General features: G+C 48.6%; 23 protein-coding genes and 1 riboswitch. Of the genes, 20 read left to right on the top strand and 3 right to left on the bottom strand.

Translation table 11 applies throughout. The features are described from left to right. Window positions 1-37: 37 nt before the first annotated feature. The 12 genes from H6F94_RS31225 (at window position 38) to H6F94_RS31170 (ending at window position 10,102) form a co-directional block, all read left to right on the top strand. Window positions 38-595, top strand: coding sequence for a dihydrofolate reductase family protein (locus tag H6F94_RS31225; RefSeq protein ID WP_190806196.1), 558 nt, complete (start codon window positions 38-40; stop codon window positions 593-595). Between the two features lie 108 nt (window positions 596-703). Next, entirely contained in the window at window positions 704-1,237 is a 534-nt protein-coding gene (locus H6F94_RS31220) for a nucleotidyltransferase domain-containing protein (RefSeq protein ID WP_190806195.1), read from the top strand. A gap of 79 nt (window positions 1,238-1,316) precedes the next feature. Further along, window positions 1,317-1,916, top strand: coding sequence for a class I SAM-dependent methyltransferase (locus H6F94_RS31215; RefSeq protein ID WP_190806194.1), 600 nt, complete (start codon window positions 1,317-1,319; stop codon window positions 1,914-1,916). Window positions 1,917-2,127: 211 nt separating this feature from the next. Further along, window positions 2,128-2,577 (top strand): GNAT family N-acetyltransferase, encoded by a 450-nt coding sequence (locus H6F94_RS31210; protein WP_190806193.1) that lies wholly within the window; start codon window positions 2,128-2,130, stop codon window positions 2,575-2,577. Between the two features lie 211 nt (window positions 2,578-2,788). Beyond that, complete coding sequence (locus H6F94_RS31205; RefSeq protein ID WP_190806192.1) at window positions 2,789-3,145, top strand: hypothetical protein; 357 nt, start codon at window positions 2,789-2,791, stop codon at window positions 3,143-3,145. A gap of 60 nt (window positions 3,146-3,205) precedes the next feature. After that, window positions 3,206-3,988, top strand: coding sequence for an aminoglycoside phosphotransferase family protein (locus H6F94_RS31200; RefSeq protein ID WP_190806191.1), 783 nt, complete (start codon window positions 3,206-3,208; stop codon window positions 3,986-3,988). Window positions 3,989-4,232: 244 nt separating this feature from the next. After that, window positions 4,233-5,102 (top strand): helix-turn-helix domain-containing protein, encoded by an 870-nt coding sequence (locus H6F94_RS31195; RefSeq protein ID WP_190806190.1) that lies wholly within the window; start codon window positions 4,233-4,235, stop codon window positions 5,100-5,102. A 61-nt stretch (window positions 5,103-5,163) separates the two neighbouring features. After that, window positions 5,164-6,273, top strand: a complete 1,110-nt coding sequence (locus H6F94_RS31190; RefSeq protein WP_524537859.1) for a Kelch repeat-containing protein — start codon at window positions 5,164-5,166, stop codon at window positions 6,271-6,273. Between the two features lie 65 nt (window positions 6,274-6,338). After that, window positions 6,339-7,241 (top strand): helix-turn-helix domain-containing protein, encoded by a 903-nt coding sequence (locus H6F94_RS31185; protein ID WP_190806188.1) that lies wholly within the window; start codon window positions 6,339-6,341, stop codon window positions 7,239-7,241. A gap of 433 nt (window positions 7,242-7,674) precedes the next feature. Next, window positions 7,675-8,706 carry an aldo/keto reductase gene (locus tag H6F94_RS31180; RefSeq protein ID WP_190806187.1) on the top strand — a complete coding sequence of 344 codons (1,032 nt, stop codon included), beginning with the start codon at window positions 7,675-7,677 and terminating at the stop codon, window positions 8,704-8,706. A 319-nt stretch (window positions 8,707-9,025) separates the two neighbouring features. Beyond that, window positions 9,026-9,769, top strand: a complete 744-nt coding sequence (locus H6F94_RS31175) for an SDR family oxidoreductase (RefSeq protein ID WP_190806186.1) — start codon at window positions 9,026-9,028, stop codon at window positions 9,767-9,769. Between the two features lie 42 nt (window positions 9,770-9,811). Next, on the top strand, window positions 9,812-10,102 hold the full coding sequence (locus H6F94_RS31170) for an antibiotic biosynthesis monooxygenase family protein (RefSeq protein WP_313949410.1): 291 nt from the start codon (window positions 9,812-9,814) through the stop codon (window positions 10,100-10,102). A gap of 118 nt (window positions 10,103-10,220) precedes the next feature. Here the strand turns inward: H6F94_RS31170 and H6F94_RS31165 are convergent, their stop codons facing one another. Next, window positions 10,221-10,886 carry a TetR/AcrR family transcriptional regulator gene (locus tag H6F94_RS31165; protein WP_190806185.1) on the bottom strand — a complete coding sequence of 222 codons (666 nt, stop codon included), beginning with the start codon at window positions 10,884-10,886 and terminating at the stop codon, window positions 10,221-10,223. Between the two features lie 118 nt (window positions 10,887-11,004). On the opposite strand from H6F94_RS31165, the gene H6F94_RS31160 reads away from it, so the two are divergent. Together H6F94_RS31160 and wrbA are read left to right on the top strand one after the other, a co-directional pair. After that, window positions 11,005-12,006 (top strand): Rieske 2Fe-2S domain-containing protein, encoded by a 1,002-nt coding sequence (locus H6F94_RS31160; protein ID WP_190806184.1) that lies wholly within the window; start codon window positions 11,005-11,007, stop codon window positions 12,004-12,006. Between the two features lie 159 nt (window positions 12,007-12,165). Beyond that, window positions 12,166-12,795, top strand: coding sequence for an NAD(P)H:quinone oxidoreductase (gene wrbA, locus H6F94_RS31155; protein WP_190806183.1), 630 nt, complete (start codon window positions 12,166-12,168; stop codon window positions 12,793-12,795). A gap of 252 nt (window positions 12,796-13,047) precedes the next feature. Here wrbA and H6F94_RS31150 read toward each other — a convergent pair whose 3' ends face one another. Then, window positions 13,048-13,386, bottom strand: a complete 339-nt coding sequence (locus tag H6F94_RS31150) for an ester cyclase (RefSeq protein ID WP_190806182.1) — start codon at window positions 13,384-13,386, stop codon at window positions 13,048-13,050. Continuing rightward, on the bottom strand, window positions 13,308-13,517 hold the full coding sequence (locus H6F94_RS31145) for a hypothetical protein (protein WP_190806244.1): 210 nt from the start codon (window positions 13,515-13,517) through the stop codon (window positions 13,308-13,310). The genes H6F94_RS31150 and H6F94_RS31145 overlap by 79 nt, the downstream gene beginning before the upstream one ends. Before the next feature lie 493 nt (window positions 13,518-14,010). On the opposite strand from H6F94_RS31145, the gene H6F94_RS31140 reads away from it, so the two are divergent. The 6 genes from H6F94_RS31140 (at window position 14,011) to hemC (ending at window position 19,707) form a co-directional block, all read left to right on the top strand. Next, a complete protein-coding gene (locus tag H6F94_RS31140) occupies window positions 14,011-14,760 on the top strand; it encodes an SDR family oxidoreductase (RefSeq protein WP_199320787.1) in 750 nt (249 codons plus the stop codon). 80 nt (window positions 14,761-14,840) lie between these two features. Continuing rightward, on the top strand, window positions 14,841-15,458 hold the full coding sequence (locus tag H6F94_RS31135; RefSeq protein WP_190806181.1) for a GAF domain-containing protein: 618 nt from the start codon (window positions 14,841-14,843) through the stop codon (window positions 15,456-15,458). A gap of 47 nt (window positions 15,459-15,505) precedes the next feature. Beyond that, window positions 15,506-15,799, top strand: coding sequence for a hypothetical protein (locus H6F94_RS31130; protein ID WP_190806180.1), 294 nt, complete (start codon window positions 15,506-15,508; stop codon window positions 15,797-15,799). Window positions 15,800-15,936: 137 nt separating this feature from the next. After that, window positions 15,937-16,926 carry a lysylphosphatidylglycerol synthase transmembrane domain-containing protein gene (locus tag H6F94_RS31125; protein ID WP_190806179.1) on the top strand — a complete coding sequence of 330 codons (990 nt, stop codon included), beginning with the start codon at window positions 15,937-15,939 and terminating at the stop codon, window positions 16,924-16,926. A 58-nt stretch (window positions 16,927-16,984) separates the two neighbouring features. Further along, on the top strand, window positions 16,985-18,259 hold the full coding sequence (locus H6F94_RS31120; RefSeq protein ID WP_190806178.1) for a M16 family metallopeptidase: 1,275 nt from the start codon (window positions 16,985-16,987) through the stop codon (window positions 18,257-18,259). 101 nt (window positions 18,260-18,360) lie between these two features. After that, window positions 18,361-18,452: riboswitch (cyclic di-GMP riboswitch) on the bottom strand. 289 nt (window positions 18,453-18,741) lie between these two features. Next, complete coding sequence (gene hemC, locus H6F94_RS31115) at window positions 18,742-19,707, top strand: hydroxymethylbilane synthase (RefSeq protein ID WP_190806177.1); 966 nt, start codon at window positions 18,742-18,744, stop codon at window positions 19,705-19,707. Window positions 19,708-19,759 lie beyond the last annotated feature (52 nt).

Below are 19,759 nucleotides of genomic sequence, written 5' to 3'. Positions count from 1 at the left end.
CTTGGCATCTGGTCTTTGTTGAACTAGAATCTTCTCCATGAAAACTCAGTATTACACTGCCACCAGCCTAGATGGCTTCATTGCTGACTCACAGAACTCTTTAGATTGGCTCTTTCAGTTCGGCGAACCCGAAAGTACCAGCTACCCTAATTTCATCCGCGAAGTTGGCGCTATAGCAATGGGTTCGACAACTTACGAATGGATTCTAAAGCATCAGATCAATGAAGGAGCCGACCATCCACAAGGCTGGGCCTATGAGCAACCAGTTTGGGTATTTACCTCTCGCACTCTGCCTGCCGTCAAAGGAGCGGATATTAAATTTGTCAAAGGGGACGTCCGCCCTGTGCATCAAGAGATGATGGCGGCAGCAGGCAACAAGAATGTCTGGATTGTGGGCGGTGGAGACTTGGTCGGTCAATTCCACGATCAAGGCCTGCTTGATGAAATAATTGTTCAGATTACCTCAGTAACACTTGGAAGCGGCGCACCATTGCTACCGCGCAAGATCGTAACGCCTCCGTTAAAACTTTTATCTGCAACGACGTATGGCAACGCCTTTGTAGAGCTTCGTTATGAAGTCTCCCGCTCAAGCTAATGACATAAGCATCAAACCTGCCATCTAAATTGCTGCCGACCGCAACACGTTCCTCACATTCTTTCAGCGTGAGTGTGCTAGACCGTTATAGGGCTCCGTTTTATCAATATGGATACAACAGCTCAACACTTAGCAGTCATCCAAACCCTCTTCGATGAAGCTGAACGCCGAGGCATTCTCCTGTGGCTTGAGAGTGGCTGGGCCATTGATGCCAGGCTTGGTAAAATCACCAGAGAACATGAGGATATCGACATCGCCTTTGCTAGAGACAAAGAGGATGCTTATCGAGAACTAATCAAGACACTTGGATTCAATCAGCACGAAGAGATGGACTATGGGTTTCTGTCTTGGCGTGAAAGCATTCTTCTAGATTCAGAGCCTTGCTTTAAGGTCAACGACGAGTATAGTTTTGAGAACTTTCCACCTGGCTCCTGTCCCCTGCTAAAAGAAGGTGTCATTGAGGGCTATAGCGTCCGGTGCCTGAGCTGGGAGGCGATGTATTTTGAGTTCTTGGGCTACATTGATGAGATTCCACAGGAGCAGTGGCGAAACAAAGACTTCCAAAGCCTCCAGATCATCGAAGCTCATTTGGACGAAGTCAAAAAGCAGGCACTAAAAGACTTATATACAAGGACGGCTTAACCCAGCATTGCACCCAATGCTAATGCAACTGCCTGTTTAAGGTTATCTACCACCGCTAGTTTGAGGCACTGGTCATCCTATGGATCCGAAGGATACAGCCGCTCGATATGACCAAATTGCTCACTGGTGGCAAAACGAGCATCAAAATTCACCATACGGGATCGCACAATTGGAGCGGGCTATCCAATTTACTTCTCAAAGGCACTCAGCTCTTGACGTAGGCTGTGGAAGCAGCGGACGTTTTATCAAAACTCTATTCGAGCATGGCTTTCAGGCTGAGGGACTCGATATTTCGAGAGAAATGATCAATCTAGCCAAGCAACTGCATCCAGAAATCACATTCTACGTGGAAGACATCTGTCGTTGGATACCGCCAAAACTTTATAGCTTGATTTCTGCTTGGGACAGCACTTTTCATCTGCCGCTAGAGGCGCAAGAGCCTGTTATAGAAAAGCTATGCAATGCTCTTGAGCCCGGCGGAGTCATCCTGTTCACCTGTGGTGGCGGACATACAAACAGCGAGATTTCAGGAGCATTTCAAGGTCAGAACTTTGAGTACAGCACTTTGGGGGTAGATGCTTTCCTGAGAATTCTGGCTAAGCAGAACTGTACCTGCCGCCATCTTGAGTATGATCAATATCCTGAAAATCATGTTTATATCGTTGCGCAAAAGATCTAATTAATCATTGCAGTAAACATGTAAGCAAAAGCTCCTGAGGGAACACAGCAAGGGCCACATGAAGCGTTGGCAGTGAATTAATCACAATTAGGCTCGGACCAATGGGAGAATTTGCAAGCGTTTAGAGCTGCGTTCGAGATAGTTGATGAGGCAATCTTCTAGTATATTTGTCTGCTCTCAGCGTTTATAGAATCAAAATTGAGCCAGCACCATGACTACAGAACTTAAAGCAGCATCGCTCGAAGACATTGACCTGCTACTTGAGTTAATGGCAGGCTTCAATCAAGAAGAAAACATCGATTTTGATACAGAAGTCTATCGAGAGCTAATACATGTTGCATTTCATTCTCCTCAACTCGTGAAGATATGGATGATTGTTGTAAACTCATATGCTATTGGCTACGCTATCTTGACTTTCGCGTTCAGTTTTGAGTTTGGCGGACTTTTAGCGACGATTGATGAGATCTACATTGCTTCTGAGAAGCGGGGCAAAGGTTTGGGAACATCAGTTTTAGAGCTTTTGGCCCAAGAAGCGATAACTTGTGGAGCAACTACTCTAAATGGTGATATCTCTGACGAAAAGCCCTGGCTCTCTGCCTTTTACAAGCGTGCTGGCTTTGAATGTTACCCGTATCGTCCCTACTACAAGCAGTTACAATGACTTCACTTGCAAATGGTAGGTGTAATAAGGGGCGAGTCTACGCTAGATTGTACGTTAGCGGTTGGAAACACTTGGTAATGGGACGTTTACAGTTTAATACTCAATATTAGTAGATAGTCCTTCAAAGCCTGAATAGGAGTGACTGATGCCTTCACTAAGAACAACTCTTTTAGCTGATAGTGTAGTCTGCTTCGTTTATGGAACAGTATTAATGATTGCTGCTCGCTCACTTTCTACGCTATTTGCAGATGAAGCTATCTCTGTATTCGGTTACACATTCGAGGAGTTCTTGAGAGCCTTAGGGCTCGGCGTGGTTGCAGTCGGAGTAGGTGTTTGCATTATTGGTTGCACCAAGCAGATTTTGCCCCTTGCAGTTTGGCTGATTATTGGCATCGAAGCTATCTGGACAATGGGTAGTATTTTGCTGCTTGTGTGGGCAGGAAACGCACTCTCTTGGAGCGGCATAGCTTTCGTTATACTCAGTGCAATGGCTGTGCTTGGCTTCATGATATTTGAGCTTATTGGGCTACTTTCTCTACTACATGACAGTGTTGAAAACGCCACATAGTAAGCCTGTTGTACCGGAACAAATCTAAGTTGTTGGTGAGATGTATTATTTTCTTAGCATATGAAGCTTATCGATAGTCAGAACAGTGATGTCGCTATCTTGGGTAACATTGTTATTCGCCGTCCTCGCCATATCGAGGCGATTGCGGGAGTTCGTCGAGAATCTACAGTTTTGCCACGACTCCGCGACCTGGTTGTTCTTCCAATTCCCGAAATGCAACTTGTCGAGATTGGAGATGAAGTTATTGCCCTCCATCAGCAACTTCCAGGCGAATCACTGTGGTCAGTGGAGAATCTCCCCGACTTGACCCAAGAGGGATTAGCGGCTCAGCTTGGTAGTTTTCTCAAGTCCCTGCATGATATAGAGCCAATTTCAGTGAGCGCTCTTGAACTCCCCCATATTGATCAAAGTTGGTGGAGGAATTTCCGAGAGAGAGCCGAGCAGCTAGTTTTTCCTGAGCTAGCTTCAACGAATGCAGAGGCTTTACGTTCACAAATTGAATCTCACATTGAGGAACTGCCCAATTTACCTTGCACGCTGCGGCATGGAGACTTTGGTTCGAGCAATATCTTGTGGGATGGCGAAAAGACTATCACCGGCATCATTGACTTCGCTTCATTAGGATGGGGGGAACCTGGATGGGACATCGCAGGGCTTTACGCCAGCTATGGCAGTCCATTTGTTGAACGGCTTGCATCAACTTATCCGGGCGTTAAATCATTTCTAGAGAGAGCTCCTTTTTATCGTCTAATGTTTGCTTTGATGGATGCGGTCTTCGGTGCTGAACATTCAGACCAGAAAATTTTCAATTGTGGATTGACTACGCTCAATTTGGTTGCCTAGCACAGCTCATACAGGCGTAGTCCAATCATTCTATTGCAGCGGACTGGCTCAAGCCACTGATGTTGATGCCGAAGTTGTTTATGACCACTGAACCGAGTCGTTAGCCTGCAACCTTGACCAAAAGCAAGATCCCTACATATCAAGAATTTAGGTATTAAAAAACTAAATAGAGGATGGACTAACATGAGTTTTGTCTAGCGATATACTTGGCATTGATAGGTATTGGGAAGAGATGGAAGCACTTATGAACACCCAAAAACGGCCTAAAAAACAGACCTCAACAGTCAGGGTGTGCCATCCGGATCAGTTTGTCGGGTTAGAACTGAAACAAGGAACGACTAAGACTAAGCCTTCAGCTCCCCACCTGCACGAAGCTTATCAAATTAGTCTCATAACTGCTGGTGCAACAATTTTCCGTTACAGACATTCGCAACAAGTTGCCCCCGCACACAGCTTGATGGCAATCGTCCCAGGAGAAGTACACGAAAACATATCAATTGGAGCGAGGACGTTTGCCAACATCTATGCAGAACCTAAATTTCTTCAACAACTTGGGCTACTGAAGCAATCAGAGCAATTACCTTATGTCTGTGAGGCAGTTATTCATGATCTAACTGCCTTGACTTTGTTTTCTGCTATCCTCCAGTCTTATAGCGAGCCAAGTTCTCTTATAGAACGTGAAATCCGTCTAATGCAGGCTTTTACTCATCTTTTCACTCACTATACAGATAAGAATCTGATTGGTACTAAGGTTGGACAAGAGCATCGTGCAGTGAAATTTGTTAAAGACTTCATGCGTGAGCGATACGCAGAGGAGGTTACGCTCTCCGAACTCTCGACCTTAACAGGGTTACACAAAAATTATTTATTGAACGTGTTCACAAAAGAGGTTGGCATTAGCCCTCATCGCTATCTCATGAACATTCGGATCTCCCAAGCAAAACGATTGATAAAGCAGGGAAGACCTATTTCCGAAGTTGCGACGATGACCGGCTTCAGTGATCAAAGCCACCTTACTCGTGAGTTCCAAAAGCACTCGCTGGTTACCCCTGGTGCTTATTGCCACAAGGTTTCAAAATCTTTATTTTGTTCAAGACGCAGTACTAAAAACTGAAGATACTGAAAGGCATTGATGCTAACGAAGTAAAAACAGTTCGATCTTGAGCAGTCCAGCTATGTACTCTAAATCCCTAAAAGCAGCTAGGTTCAAGAGCAATCCAGTGCTAGTGCTTAAGTGGCTACTTGTGCTAGTGCTGGTAATATCTGCGGCATTCATAGCGTCTAGCGTCTTCGCGCAAGCTGCTGTCAATTCAGCCGCTGGTTACCAACCCGATTTTATCCGGGGGACAACGCAATCACTCGATAGTAGAGTATCTCCTGCGCCGCCTGCTCCTACACTTGGTCGGTGGATGCAGAAAGCGCCACTTCCTATTCCACGCACAGAGATGACATGGAGCGCCGTTTATGACGGGAAGGTTCACGTCATCGGAGGGTATGACTACAAGGGTGGATTTCAAGGGCGCTACCACCAGGTCTACGATCCAAAAGCCAATGCATGGTCAGAGAAAGCTCCAATTCCCCAAGGTGCTAATCACATTGGTCTGGCAGTTTTGAATGACAAAATCTACGCAGTCGGTGGTTTTTTAGAGCAGAACAAAACCCCCCACAACAAAGTGTTTGCCTACGATGTTGCTGCTAATCGTTGGGCCGAAGTTGCTCCCTTGCCCAAGCCATTAGGCGCAGTCGCAACAGTTACCCTGAATGGCAAGATCCATGCGATTGGCGGACGCGATACTGTCAGCGTTGGCGATCACTATGTCTATGATCCCGCTACAAATACATGGTCAGAGTTAGCTCCCCTGCCTGGTGCTCGCGACCACACAGGAGCCGTTGTTGTAAATGGCTTCATCCATGTGTTGGGTGGACGTTTCAACCAGTTTGAGTACAACACAAATCTGCATCATGTCTATTCCCCGAACACTAATCAGTGGAAGGAACGTGCTCCGATTCCAACGCCTCGTTCAGGGCATGGGGCAGTGTGGTATCGCAATCGCATCTTCGTTTTCGGAGGCGAAGGAAACGGCTTTGTCTATGGCCAGGTTGAAGCCTATGATCCAACAACAAACTCTTGGCAGAGCTACGCATCAATGCCAACACCACGTCACGGCATGGGGGCATCGCTTGTAGATGACACAATCTATATTGCAGGTGGTGGTCCGGTGACTGGTGGCTCACTGATGACTTCAACAAATGAAGCTTTCACGCTGGGTACCCAAGGACGGTAGCAGGGATAGCGATTGTATAGCCGGTTTTTAGTTTTAAGCTCAGGCAAATTCAGGCAGCACTAAACATGAGACAAGGGACGATCAAAGTTGTTGATGCTGTGAGCAAAGAGGTTGTGCCATTACCGGTCACTCCAGGTACTTCCCTATTAGCCAAATCCTCGTCTCAACTTCTCAATGAACTGAACATCGACCGCCTCCGTATGCCAGCCTCGGAAATGCCCGAGGTAATTGTTCAAGATCATCTGCTAACACTGCAATTGAGCCCTCAGCATTTATTCGAAACCTGGGAAGAGGGGCAGCTCAAACAGATTCACAAGGGAATTGGTAGTGTCACTCTAGCTCCCTCTGGATTCAGGTTTCGGGGTAGATGGGATCAAGAGGTTGAAATTCTAGTTCTGACGCTTAAACCGGCTGTAATCGCCAGGTGTGCCGCCGAATTGCATGATGCCAATCAAACTGAACTCGTTCGTTGTACTGGCAAACCTGATCCCCAGATTTGGCATCTTGGATTAGCCCTAGAAGCCGAATTCAAAGAGGGAAATCCTAATGGTCAGTACTTCTGGGAATCTCTAACCAATGCAATCGCGATTAGAGTGCTCAAGCAATATTCAACCTTTGAGCCAGAAATTCAACATTACTCAGGCAGTCTGTCCCCTCAGCAACTAAAACATGCAATTGAATACATTAGCGACAACCTCAGCAGCCAGCTTTCGTTGAATGTGCTTGCAGCAATGCTTGGCATGAGCCCATACTATTTCGAGCGATTATTCAAACAGTCAGTTGGGCATACACCTCATCAATATATTCTGCAATGTCGGATAGAGAGAGCTAAGCAGCTCTTGCAAACAACTCAGCTACCCATTATGGAAATTGCCTTCCGAGTGGGCTGCAAAAACCACAGCCATTTCTCAAAACTGTTCCGAAAACTAACGGGGATGGCGCCTAAAACTTATCGCAATCAGCTTTAGGTCTAAGGCTTTAGAACTAAGGGAGAATCACCTCAGTGTCATCTGGCATTTCATCCACCGCTACAATTCATCATTAACTTGCTTAGCACTACCTTTTTGTGTTTCCTTATACTGGCTTGCTCAATATAAAGTAGACCCTTGCGTAGATAGACATCTACACTTGGATATTGATATCTTCCATTTGCAAGCGAATAAAGAAGATCTCAATTAACTAACTCATCCAGGAGAGATTTAGAAGCTGAACAGAGCTAGGGGCAACTGGATTAGCGCAAGCCCGACGCACCTCAAGCTCGCTCACAAGTTTCAATTAAGAGCAGGTCACCCTCGCTGCCTTTGTGCTGCCATTAGCAATTTGAGCTTCTGCCGAGAGTTGATGAAGCAAAGTGATTGCCTTTTGGTCAATGTCCTTCTTTCCTGTCTCCTGGTCTTAAGTATGGCAAGCAAAAAAACGACGCGGCGTGACTTTCTGCTTAATAGTGCGGCTGTGGCTGGCTCGATTGTGGGTACTTCTGCCTGCCAGCAGCAGCTAGCCAAAACCGAAACCAAACCTTCAAGCATTGTCGCCTCTGCAGGAAAGCCTACAGCCCCTACTACAGTTCCTACCCCCACAGAAATGCCACAACGAGTGCTGGGGCGTACAGCGATCTCGGTGCCGATCTTTGGCTTAGGAGGAGTAGGGCGCACACCGCTCTCTCGTTCCGGTGAAGAGCGCGAAGCAGTGGCGATTATCGAGCGGGCACTAGAGCTAGGCATTCGCTACTTTGATACGGCGGCGAATTACGGGCCCAGTGAAGAGCGGTTAGGAAAAGTGCTGCCTCCCCATCGGTCCAAGTTATTTCTCGCCAGCAAGACTGGGGTTCGGGACCGCGATGGAGCGTGGCGAGAACTGGAGCGCTCTCTTCAGCGGTTGAAGACAGATCATTTAGACCTGTGGCAATTGCACGACATCGCGGTTGAGCGAGAACTAAATACAGTTTTAGATGAGAGACATGGGGCAATCCGAGCCTTTGAAGAGGCGCGAGAACAAGGAGTGGTGCGCTTGATTGGTATTACAGGCCACCGCGAGCCCGCAACTATTGCAAAGGGATTGCGCCGCTACCCCTTTGATACCGTTTTGATTCCGATTAATGCTGCTGACAAACACCATCCGCGTCCTTTTATCACAGGTGCGTTGCCTATAGCTCAGCAGAAAAACGTGGGCGTGATCGCCATGAAAGTACCCGCTTACGGTCGCCTGCTCAAACCTGGAGTCCTAGAGGGTATGCATCAGGCGATGGGGTACACTTTATCTCAGCCTGGAGTTCACTGTTGCATTATTGCCGCAGAGACAGTGCCACAACTAGAACAAAACATTCAAGTGGCCCGAGCCTTTCAACCGCTCGATGCCCAGGATTTAGCAGCCATTGAGCGACGCACTTCAACAATTGCGTTAGAGGAGGGCAATTTCTTTCGCAATTGGGTCTAGGCTGCCTATCTATTCACATCTATTCAGCGAATGATAGACACTACTCAATTTATTCGAAACTTGGGAAGAGAAGTAACTCAAACAGATCCACAGGGGGTTGATAGTGTTACTCTAGCTCCCTCTAGATTCAGGGCTCGCAGTCAATGAAGCGAGAGGTTAAAATTCTTGATCTCATCGTGTCCCAACAGTAAAAGAAACAACCGTTTTTCGAGCCACAAAAGATTTCGCAAGATTAGGACAGTTTCGCAAGATTAGCCAAGTTAATTTGATCTACATACTGATATAGTCTTGCGGATGTTCTAGAAGTTAAGTAAGAATTATGGCGTCTCTCTCAGGGAAAGTAGCAATCGTTACAGGTTCATCTCGTGGCATTGGACGAGCGATCGCTGAACGACTCGGACGCGACGGCGCGAACGTAGTCGTAACCTATGCTGGCAATCGAGACAAAGCAGAAGAGGTCGTTTCAGTCATTAAAACAAGCGGGTCAGACGCGGTTGCGCTCCAAGTAGACCTTGCTAAATTGGATGACATTCGGAGCTTGTTTCAGAACACCCTCTCGCAATTCAGCAAGCTAGATATTCTTGTTATCAGTGGTGGTGCGCCCAGGCTGGTCAAACCAATTGCTGAAACGACAGAGGAAGAGTTCGATTCTGTCTTCACATTCAATGCCAAAGGAAACTTCTTTGCCTTGCAGGAAGCAGCTAAATACATGGCTGATGGTGGCCGTATTGTCACGTTTTCGACCCCCTATACCGTACAGCCTCAACCCAACTTATCTGTGATTGCAGGCAGCAAAGCTGCAATTGAGGCATTTACGTTTGCACTTGCCAAAGAAGTCGGCTCGCGGGGTATTCGAGTTAATGCGATCATGCCTGGACCAACAACATCCGATTCCTTTACCAGCATGGTTTCGTCTGAGGAGCAAGCACAGCTAAAGCAGATAGCTCCACTACAGCGACTAGCAGAGCCTGAAGATATTGCCAATGCCGTTGCGTTCCTGGTTGGTGATGAGTCTGGCTACATCACAGGCCACACGCTCCACGCTACGGGTGGACTGGCATAATTATCATGACTAACTGGAGGTTGTAGATGAGCGATCCTAATTGTGCTAATCAACACGTTTTCAATACCGCAAGGTAAAGAGGAAGAATTCGTCAAAATGTGGACCGAAGCGCTTGAGTTCATTAAGAATGAACCAGGTTTCATTGATGCAAAACTGCATCGAAGCCTTGATCCAAATGCACAGTTTCAATTCATCAATGTTGCTCACTGGGAAACTCGGGATGCTTGGCAAGCAGCTTTCGATAAGCTTCAGCCTCAAGAGCTAACTAAACAAGTATCTTTTGAGCAAATTCCAGCTCTTTATGAAGTCGCAGTTCACTTCAAGAGAGAATGACCTGCTGAGCATTGCTAAAAGTAATGAGGGCGTCACGAGGGCAAAGAACTCCAATCCTGCAACTGCGATAGCCTAAAGTTTCTCTATTAAGATTCAAAATTCAGGTTGGATCTCTCGTTTATCCCTGCGTTCGCCTCACAGCTGCCAGGATGAACGCGATTGCCTCCTCTGTGTGTTCCTCAATCATCTCTAGACTGAGACGATCCACCTCTGGAGTCAAATGTTTCCAGTTTTCATGCACAGTGAAATAGAACATACAAACACTCAAAATGTGGGTGAGAGCTAAGAACGGCTTCAGTGGGCGAAAACAGCCTTCAACCACACCCCGCTCTAACACCCTGAGTAAGTGTTCGTGCAGGCCTAAGACGTTGCATTCCTTGAAATATGCCCCCTGATTCTGGCTAGCTTCTTGGAACCAAAGCATTTGACGCTGGGGATTTTTAGCTTCGTTAGCAATGGCAATGCGAATGATTTGCTTGAGGGCTTCCACAGCAGGTAAATTATCAAAATTCAATTGCCCCAAGCTGGCCTGTACCTCATCAACCGGGCGTTGTAACACCGCCTTATAAAGGCTCTCCTTGTTCTCAAAATAGTAGTGAATTGTCGCCGAAGTCACCTGGGCACGCTTCGCAATCGCGCTCATCCGGGCACCATTTAAGCCATGCCGCGAAAATTCCTGCTCAGCAGCATCCAAAATTTGCTGCTGAGTTGCCTCTGCATCTCGCACTAGCCGAACAGATTTGACACCGCGCTTAGCTGGACGAACCACGACATCCTCACTCATCGGCTGCCCTCCCATCCTACAAGAGACATCTGAACCGAAAGCTTTGAATCTCTCGATTGACGCCATAGCTAAGGCTTGATAGGCTTACTGATTAATTAGTCAGTCATCGCAGGCCGTTATGAACCAGTTACAAGGTGCCCCGTGGCTTGTCGCGCATCGCTCCATGCTCAAGCCCAACCAGCCGATGAGGATCTCCCTGCTCGGCAACGATTATGTACTCTGGCAAGACAGCCAGGGGGCTATCAACGCTTTGTCCAACGCCTGTCCCCATATGGGTGCAATGCTGTCCGAGGGCTGGTGCGTCGAAAAGCCTGATGGCAACAGCACGGTTGCCTGCCCATTCCACGCCTTGGAGTTTGATCGCGCCGGTTGTACTCTATTGCCCAGTTCGAACAAGCCAACCAAATCCTTGCTGCAACCGTTGGAATTGATAATTCAGGGAGACTTCGTCTGGACTTACGGCGGGCATGAACCGAAGCTTTCAATCCCAGGCATCATGAACGAGATTGCAAGCGAGTATGAGTTTATCGGCGTTACAGGCAATCGCAGCATTCCAACCGATATCCTGAGTTTGCTGCTCAACATGCACGACTACAACCATCAAAATGGCACCCACCGAGAATTATTTGAAATTGAAGAAGTACAGGTAAAACAGTTCATTGATGAAGGATTGCATTCTCACGCCTACTTATCACAACCGAGAAAACAGCCCACTCTCCGTGACATTCTCAGAAACCCTGGTCAGTTAGCAATGCCACAAGTCTTGGAAGCCCATTTAGAAAATTTCTTTCCGTTCATGGGATTGCTGCATGCGGAAAATAAGTTGCTGAGCCTGAAGGAATGCCACTTCTACCTGCCTGAAACCGAACATCAGTCGCGTGTGTTTGTGTTGATGTACATGAAGGCGCATTCTCCGATTGCTCATTTAATCAAGGGTAACTTGCTGAAGTTAATAGATATAGTTGTAGAACAAGACGCAAAAGTTCTGGGCAAAATCTATCCTGATACCGAGCAGCGCATTAAGTTAAACAATGAAGTAGGCATGGATTGGGTACGGCGCAATTTTGCAAGTTTCCCAGCCATTGCTGAGCCCAATCTATCCCGACAATGGGTAGCTTAGCTTGCTCGGCTTCTGCTTGAGGATGGTAACTCAATGCTTACCAGTAAAAGTCAATCAGATAATTATAAACAAATCACGCCCTATCAATTTCTGTATAGCAGAACTATTTTGAGGTTCTGGCCTATACTTTTTAGGCCGTAAAGAGTTCAGAATAAGAGTATGGATGCAATCAAAGTATTAATCGCGTTTTATTCGCGAAATGGGTCCACTGAAGCTCTCGCCAAAGCGATAGCAGAAGGCGCACAGGCAGAAGGGGCTGAAGTTGTGTTGCGTCGTGCACGTGAGATTGTCTCTCACGAAGTTATGCAAAAAGCGGAGGGCTGGGTCGAGAACGCGGAGCGCATGAACGCTCAGTATGAAGCCCCCACCCCAGAGGATGCGGAATCAGCTGATGCCATTATCTTCGGTACGCCGACCCGCTTTGGCAATGTGTCATCTGAACTTAAGGCTTATATCGATTCGCTCGGCGGTCTATGGTTTCAGGGCAAACTGGTTGGCAAAGCTGGCAGCGTCTTCACCTCGACCTCAACAGTACATGGCGGCAATGAAAGCACGCTGATCTCGATGTACCACCCGATGGCACACTTGGGTATGGTTATTGTGCCTCTAGGCTACGCCGATCCAGCCCTTTTCAAGGCGGGCACACCCTACGGTGCATCCTCAGTATCGGGGCAAAACAACACACCGCCCAACGAGGATGATCTCGCAGTTGCCCGTTTTCAGGGCAAACGTGTGGCACAAATAGCGCGTGCGCTAAAGGCAGTGGGCGAGACGGCTACCCAGCAGTAGACGTGAGCTCATCAGATAACGCCACTTCCTTCAGCTCAACAGCATTCGTAAATGGCATTCAAATGGCAGTCAAAAACCACACTTGGAAACATCAGTTGGACGGGTAGCTCAGTGACGTTTCCGTCGAGAATGAGCGTGACCTAGACTGGCTAAAATCTAAACCAATGCGGCTGCTTGTGCTTCTTGACAAGCAGCCGCATTGAAGCTTTGGCACATTCATAACATAGCGTAGAGATTGTGAATTCTAAAAAATCAAGCTTCGATTTCAAGATTGCCAATCACAGCATCTCTCAAAACCGGATACATGATGTATTCAAACGGAAAATTGGTGCCACTCACAATATTTTCAACAATTTTCCCAGCCCTGAAGGTTAAAATGTGTACCTCCTTCAACGGCACTATCTGATTGGTGGCCTGCACTCCATAATAGTCTTTCTTAAACACAGCGGTTGCTGTAAATCGCACGACTACTTTGTCATCAGCACCAAAGATTTCGTCAATCAGAAACTGCTTCACTGGCCAAGCATCTGCGAAAGCAGAGAAAATTTGCTTGTAGTCTTCTCTACCCTCGATTGGACCAGTCGGATGCAAGCCTGTCGTAACAGTGCTGTCGTAACAGTGATGTCTGGATCTAGAGTTTCATCGAACACTGACATATCCGCAATGGCAATCCCATCATTCATAAATCGCGTTGCCACTGCGATATTTTGTTGAACTGTCATCACTATTCTTCTCGCTAGAGCCGGCCAGTAGAGCAGTCAATGCGATAAGGATCGTGCAGTTATTTGGTTACGCCAAGCTTTGAGAACTGTGTGTGCAGCGCTTTGATAGGTCATCACACACCTTAATATCACGATGGCCAATGCAATATTAGCAAGATTTTAATAAAAAGGGCAAGAATGCCCAAGACATTGGGCTGTTCAGAACATTAGATTCTGTACCGTGGGTTAAAAAATAATTTTGATACAGAGCAAGAATGGAGAAAGCCATTTCTCATTTCTTGGAAACCCTCCAGATTAAAGACGTAGCTCTGCATACTTGTGCCATGTTATCTAGATCAACCTAGCCTTTTGTCTAGGTTTTCTCGCCTCAAAATTCGTGCGAATATTGCCAGACATTCAAGCGCAGTTCACTCCGTGTTTACTCGACAAATTTTGACTCAGGAAACTAATTGACGACGGTCAATATCACCAGCATAGGAAGGAGTAATTGACGGTGGTCAACATCGAATCTAACAACAAGGTGGCCTTGATTACTGGAGCCAATAAAGGTCTTGGCCTTGAAATGAGCCGTCAGCTTAGTCAACAAGGATTGACAGTTCTGATCGCCGCTCGCAATTTGCAAGCAGCGGAGACAGCAACCACATCTCTAAAGAATGAGGGGCTTAAGGCCCAAGCTATTGCTCTTGACATCACAAACAGCAGCCATATTCAAACTGCTGTTCAAACAATTGAAAACCAGTTTGGCAAGCTCGATGTCCTGATCAACAATGCTGGGGTCATGTTGGATGGCGAATGGTCCATCAGTAATGCCAGTTCTGTATCGCTGGACATCATCCGACAGACGTTCAATACCAATTTCTTTGCTTTAGTGGAACTCACGCAGGCCCTACTACCGCTGATCCTGAAAAGCTCTAGTGGCCGAATTGTGAATATGGCTAGCATAGAAGGCTCCTTGACCCTACATGCTGACCCGACTTCACTTATCTACGACTCGAAACCGTTCGCCTATGATGCTTCCAAAGCAGCCGTTAACTCCTTCACCGTTCATTTAGCTCATGAGTTACGCAATACACCTGTCAAAGTTAATAGTGCTCATCCTGGTTGGGTCAAAACAGACTTGGGTGGGGAGGGAGCAATGATGGACATTACTGAGGGAGCTAAAACAGGTGTTCAGCTAGCGACCCTTGCCGCTGATGGCCCGAGCGGTGGCTTCTTCCATCTAGGTAAACCAGTGCCTTGGTAAATAGGTTTAGGCCGTTCACTGACTGGCTCTGCTAAAAATTCTGATGTTGTAATCTATACAGCCTCAAAGAGGCCCATCTTATGTCTGATTTGAAGTCGAATATGCATCAGAACATCTATCGGAACGTGGTCACTGGCGCAACACCCAATCCAGTCATTCAGAATCCTGATGCCATTGATGAAGAATTAATTGATAATACAAATCGCGTTCTGAGCAACGCAGTTGAGCTGATCCGGGTTCTGGTGGGAGCCCATCAATCGGCAATCGCGATTGTGGTACAGGAGGACTGGAATTCAATTCGCAAATTCTTTTCGCTTTCCGAAAAGTATGAATCCTGGGCGGACTATAAGACACCTGCTACTGGCTATGGCACTCATGGCTGGTTATTGCGCCACAATAAGCCAGTACGCATGACCCAAGCGGAATTAGAAGCGCACCCTGAGTGGAAGGGCTTTGGTAATGAAGCAGGCAAGCACCCGCCCATGCGTGGTTGGCTTGCCGCACCGCTTGTAGGGCGAAATGGAACTAACTGGGGATTACCACAGCTCTCCGATAAGTACGAGGGTGACTTTACAGAGGAAGATGAGAAGCACTTTATCAAGTTTGCAGAACTAGTCTCATCAACTCTTGAAGCCTTATGGGAGGTTCGAAATCTCCGAAAGAGTACAACATCTATTGAGCAAAAGGTTGTCGGCTAAGCTCGACTAACACCATTTTTAGCTAAGCTTTCCCAGCCAAGTTTTCCATGTATCATTCCAGCACAATTAAACTTGCTGCGGTTGAGAGACTGGTAGCGAGAGACGGCTTTGCAGAGCATTATCACAGAGTCACATTTGAACTAATCTCCGAAGGGATTCCAAACAGCCAAATTGCCGTTTGGGTCCATCCATCCTGGCCGGAAAATGATTTCATTCGTGTTGCTCAAACCTTTGCTTGGCGTCGATTACTCGATTGGTCAGAAGCAGCCCAGGAAGGCGCATTCTCCGAAGAAGAAATTCAAGACCTTTGGGAACAGGTGAAGCCAGCCAGAGGGCTCTAGAGACTAATGCCTCTACTCCCTCAGCTACTGAGTGCCTCCAGGGATAGGCAAGCTAGAAACGGCAGCGTCGAGTCTCACCTGAAGTCACTAGACTGATCCAGTCGCCTGCGCTGCCGATTGCTGCCAAGATATTCAACGTGACTGAACCCATCCCTACCCCTAACCCCACCCGCCCCGTCATCCGGCTGGGCTGGAAGAAAATCTTGGCGCTAGTTGTTAGCCTGGTCTTGCTGGGCCTGATCTTTAAGAACCTGAATTTCGCTGCGTTTCAGGCTTACTTCGCCCGGCTCAACTGGGGCTTTTTGGGCTTGGCCTCCACCTTCTTTGTGATTACCGCTCTAGTTAGCGCTGAGCGCTGGCGCTGGATGCTACTGGGCCTGGTTGAGTTGCCACGCTGGACCGCTCTCAAGATTTTTCTGGCCGCCGGAGCTCTCAACATCATCACCAAGGCAGGCGATATGGTGAAAGCCTATTTCCTCAACGTGGAAGGCATCACCGGTCTAGGACAGGGGCTCAACAGCGTCATTGTTGAGAAACTGCTGGACATGGCAGGGCTGTGTGTGGTCTTCCTGTTGGGTGTCACGCTCATGGGTCGCTTCGACCCGCTGGTAGGCGCGGTCATGGTCTTTGCCTTTAGCGTGCTCACCGTGACCTTGCTCCTGCTAACCCTCGATAGTCCCAGCAATCGCCTGTTCGCTGCCCTGCTCAAGCTCACACAGGGCCTAGCCAAAGGCAAGATTACTCGTTCCTTGCTGGAAGCACAGAGCTTCATCGCACACCTCAAACGTAATCCCTGGCGCTTCTGGGGCATCATTGGGGCGTCCTTGGGAGTGTGGTTTCTGCACCTGACCCAGATCTATTTGTTCTTTCGCACCTTGAATCTAGACTTGCCAGTGCCCCTGGTGTTTGGGCTGGCCCCAATTGCCATTCTGGCTGGTCTGCTACCTGTCACTTTAGGTGGCATGGGCACCCGTGATGCTGCGCTCATTGCCATCTTTGCCCCCTATGCCCCTCCCGAACAACTAGCCGGTATTGGCCTGCTGATCTCCACCCGCTATTGGGTGCCCACCTTGATCGGGTTGCCATTTCTCCAGCGTTATTTAGTTCTAGGCCGGACTCAGGCATAGCCCAGAAACCTTGAGTCTCAGGCATCATGGAGGTACTGGCCCATTACCCATGATGTGCATGACCCTCTCACTTCCTCGCTCTGCTGCTCCGGCGCCAACTGTGCAGCAGCTTGATAACGGTGTCACGATCATCGCTGAACAGATGCCAGTGGACGCCGTCAACCTGAGCCTTTGGCTGAATGTTGGCTCTGCCCAGGAAAGTGATGACATCAACGGTATGGCTCACTATCTAGAGCACATGGTATTCAAAGGCACAGACCGCTTGGCCCTAGGCGAGTTTGAGCGTCTGATCGAGCAGCGCGGAGGAGCAACCAATGCTGCCACTAGCCAGGACTACACCCAGTACTACATCACTACTGCCCCAGCTGATTTTGCCGACCTAGCCCCACACCAGTTGGATGTTGTGCTCAATGCCAGCATTGATGATGAGGCTTTTGAGCGCGAACGCTCGGTCATCCTAGAAGAAATCCGCCGCTCTGAAGATAATCCCCGCCGTCGCCTGTTCTACCAGGCGATGGACTTGACCTTTGCTCAGTTGCCCTATCGTCGCCCCGTGCTTGGGCCCACGACCGTGATTGAGGAGTTGCAGGCTCAGCAGATGCGAGACTTTCACCAGCACTGGTACAATCCTGCCAACCTCACAGCGGTAGTCGTTGGCAATCTACCCACTGAGAAGCTCATAGGCATCCTGGAAGCGCAATTTGCCGCAGCGCCCAGTCGGCCTAGACCGCGCCATTCAAACTGGACACCTGAGACTCCATTCACCACGGTTGAGCGCCAGGAAGTCACAGATAGCAGCTTGAAGCAAGCCCGGCTGATGATGACCTGGCGGGTGCCCGGAGCCGATGATCTGAATGCCACCTATCCCCTAGATGTGATCGCCAGTATTCTGGCAACTGGGCGTACGTCGCGGCTGGTTCGAGACCTGCGCGAAGAGCGAGGCTTGGTCGATCAGATCTCAGTTAGCAACATGACCCAAGCGCTGCAAGGCACCTTCTATGTAGCGGCACAATGCCCAACCGAGAATATAGGGGCAGTTGAGACAGCGATCACCGAGCATTTACAGCGCTTGCAGGATGAATTAGTCTCGGAAACCGAAGTAGAGCGGGTACGGACTCAGGTTGCCAATCGCTTTATCTTCAGCAACGAAAGCCCCAGTAATCGCGCGGGCCTTTATGGCTACTACCATACCGTGATTGGCGATTTGGAGCCTGCCCTGGACTATCCAGAACGCATTCGCTCTGTGAGTGCGGCTCAGATGCGCCAAGCGGCTCAGGCTTTCTTGAATCCCCAAGCCTACGGCATTGTGGTCATGCGTCCTACGGAGGCTTAGCTAGTTCGGCTTCTCAAGCCTCCCTCAAACTAATGACCTGAAGCCTCTGAGGCTCCAGGTCATTAGTCAAAAGTTATTCAGTTGTCTCAGTATAAAATCCCTTCGGTGTCAGTAGCATCCATACCCTTGTAACGCTGGCTTAGGTCTACTGATTTGCGCCCTGTCCTTTCGGAGCAGGTTGCCATTTTCGGGGACTCTGGGCTATACGGGGGGATTAGGATAGCCCTTCCTAATGAGTACAGGTTAGACCAGCCTCCTTGGATGCGCAAGGGGGGACAACCTCAAATTTGCGGAGCTTTAACATCAAATCTTGACAAATAAGTCACTGTACGCAGGCTCGTTGGTGATTGCAGATTATTACAAAGCAGCTGGAGTAAGCACAATCTGCCCAGGACAAGCAGACCGTTACGGTAAGCTGAATGGGAACTTCTGCCTTTGCTCATTCACTTGATCTGACTTCGACAGTCAGTTTTGGATTTATCATGTCTCCGGTTTCCAGCCCTACCCGTGTGATTCGCATCGGTTCTCGCAAGAGCCAACTGGCCCTAGTTCAAACCTATTGGGTTCAGGAGCAGCTCCAGAAGGCTCACCCTGACATTCACTTTGAAGTTCACACCATGAGCACCCACGGCGATAAGGTGCTGGATGTGGCTCTGGCCAAGATTGGCGATAAGGGTCTCTTCACTAAAGAACTCGAAGTGGGGATGCTGAATCAAGAGATTGATTTTGCGGTGCATTCGCTCAAAGATTTGCCCACTCGCTTACCTGAGGGGCTGATGCTGGGGGCGGTTTCAGAGCGCGAAAACCCTGCAGATGCTCTGGTGCTCCATGAAAAGCATGCTGGCAAGCAAATCGATACGCTGCCCGAAGGGGCTGTGATCGGCACGTCCTCGCTGCGACGGTTGGCTCAGTTGCGCCATCACTTTCCTCACTTGAGCTTTAAGGATGTTCGGGGTAATCTCAACACCCGATTAGCCAAGCTAGATGCCGGGGAGTATGACGCTCTGATTCTGGCTGTGGCAGGTCTAGAACGGCTGGGAATGGCCGATCGTGTTCATCAAGTCCTGCCCTCTGAGATTTCCCTTCATGCGGTCGGCCAGGGTGCTTTGGGCATTGAGTGCCGATCGGGTGATAGCGAAGTCCTGTCAGTGATTCGAGCTATTGAGCACCTACCTACCACCCGCCGTTGTCTGGCTGAGCGAGCCTTCCTGCGCTCTTTAGAAGGTGGCTGTCAGGTGCCCATCGGCGTGAACACCGTTCTTGAGGGAGACAGCTTAATCCTGACCGGCGTTGTCGCTAGTCTAGATGGGAAAACCGTGGTCAAAGACCAAGTCAGCGGTCCTGCAGAAGATCCAGAAACCTTGGGCAACACCCTAGCAGCACGCCTACGTGAACAGGGCGCTCAAGAGATTCTCAATAGCATCTTCCAAGAGGTTGGCAGAGCCTAAGGGCACCCAGCTTGTGTGACCAATGGGGATAGGTACTAAAAAGGGAGTCTGA

It is taken from the genome of Leptolyngbya sp. FACHB-261 (genome assembly GCF_014696065.1).
In the GTDB taxonomy this organism is placed as follows: domain Bacteria; phylum Cyanobacteriota; class Cyanobacteriia; order FACHB-261; family FACHB-261; genus FACHB-261.
This window is presented reverse-complemented; position numbering and strand designations above follow the sequence as displayed.

Bases quoted from the DNA above. Each gene is read 5' to 3' on its own strand.
- H6F94_RS31165 (WP_190806185.1), bottom strand. From the start codon at position 10,886: ATGAGTGAGGATGTCGTGGTTCGTCCAGCTAAGCGCGGTGTCAAATCT.
- H6F94_RS31160 (WP_190806184.1), top strand. From the start codon at position 11,005: ATGAACCAGTTACAAGGTGCCCCGTGGCTTGTCGCGCATCGCTCCATG.
- H6F94_RS31190 (WP_524537859.1), top strand. From the start codon at position 5,164: ATGTACTCTAAATCCCTAAAAGCAGCTAGGTTCAAGAGCAATCCAGTG.
- H6F94_RS31220 (WP_190806195.1), top strand. From the start codon at position 704: ATGGATACAACAGCTCAACACTTAGCAGTCATCCAAACCCTCTTCGAT.
- H6F94_RS31130 (WP_190806180.1), top strand. From the start codon at position 15,506: ATGTATCATTCCAGCACAATTAAACTTGCTGCGGTTGAGAGACTGGTA.
- H6F94_RS31185 (WP_190806188.1), top strand. From the start codon at position 6,339: ATGAGACAAGGGACGATCAAAGTTGTTGATGCTGTGAGCAAAGAGGTT.
- hemC (WP_190806177.1), top strand. From the start codon at position 18,742: ATGTCTCCGGTTTCCAGCCCTACCCGTGTGATTCGCATCGGTTCTCGC.
- H6F94_RS31180 (WP_190806187.1), top strand. From the start codon at position 7,675: ATGGCAAGCAAAAAAACGACGCGGCGTGACTTTCTGCTTAATAGTGCG.
- H6F94_RS31120 (WP_190806178.1), top strand. From the start codon at position 16,985: ATGACCCTCTCACTTCCTCGCTCTGCTGCTCCGGCGCCAACTGTGCAG.
- H6F94_RS31175 (WP_190806186.1), top strand. From the start codon at position 9,026: ATGGCGTCTCTCTCAGGGAAAGTAGCAATCGTTACAGGTTCATCTCGT.
- wrbA (WP_190806183.1), top strand. From the start codon at position 12,166: ATGGATGCAATCAAAGTATTAATCGCGTTTTATTCGCGAAATGGGTCC.
- H6F94_RS31195 (WP_190806190.1), top strand. From the start codon at position 4,233: ATGAACACCCAAAAACGGCCTAAAAAACAGACCTCAACAGTCAGGGTG.
- H6F94_RS31145 (WP_190806244.1), bottom strand. From the start codon at position 13,517: ATGACAGTTCAACAAAATATCGCAGTGGCAACGCGATTTATGAATGAT.
- H6F94_RS31215 (WP_190806194.1), top strand. From the start codon at position 1,317: ATGGATCCGAAGGATACAGCCGCTCGATATGACCAAATTGCTCACTGG.
- H6F94_RS31210 (WP_190806193.1), top strand. From the start codon at position 2,128: ATGACTACAGAACTTAAAGCAGCATCGCTCGAAGACATTGACCTGCTA.
- H6F94_RS31200 (WP_190806191.1), top strand. From the start codon at position 3,206: ATGAAGCTTATCGATAGTCAGAACAGTGATGTCGCTATCTTGGGTAAC.
- H6F94_RS31135 (WP_190806181.1), top strand. From the start codon at position 14,841: ATGTCTGATTTGAAGTCGAATATGCATCAGAACATCTATCGGAACGTG.
- H6F94_RS31225 (WP_190806196.1), top strand. From the start codon at position 38: ATGAAAACTCAGTATTACACTGCCACCAGCCTAGATGGCTTCATTGCT.
- H6F94_RS31205 (WP_190806192.1), top strand. From the start codon at position 2,789: ATGATTGCTGCTCGCTCACTTTCTACGCTATTTGCAGATGAAGCTATC.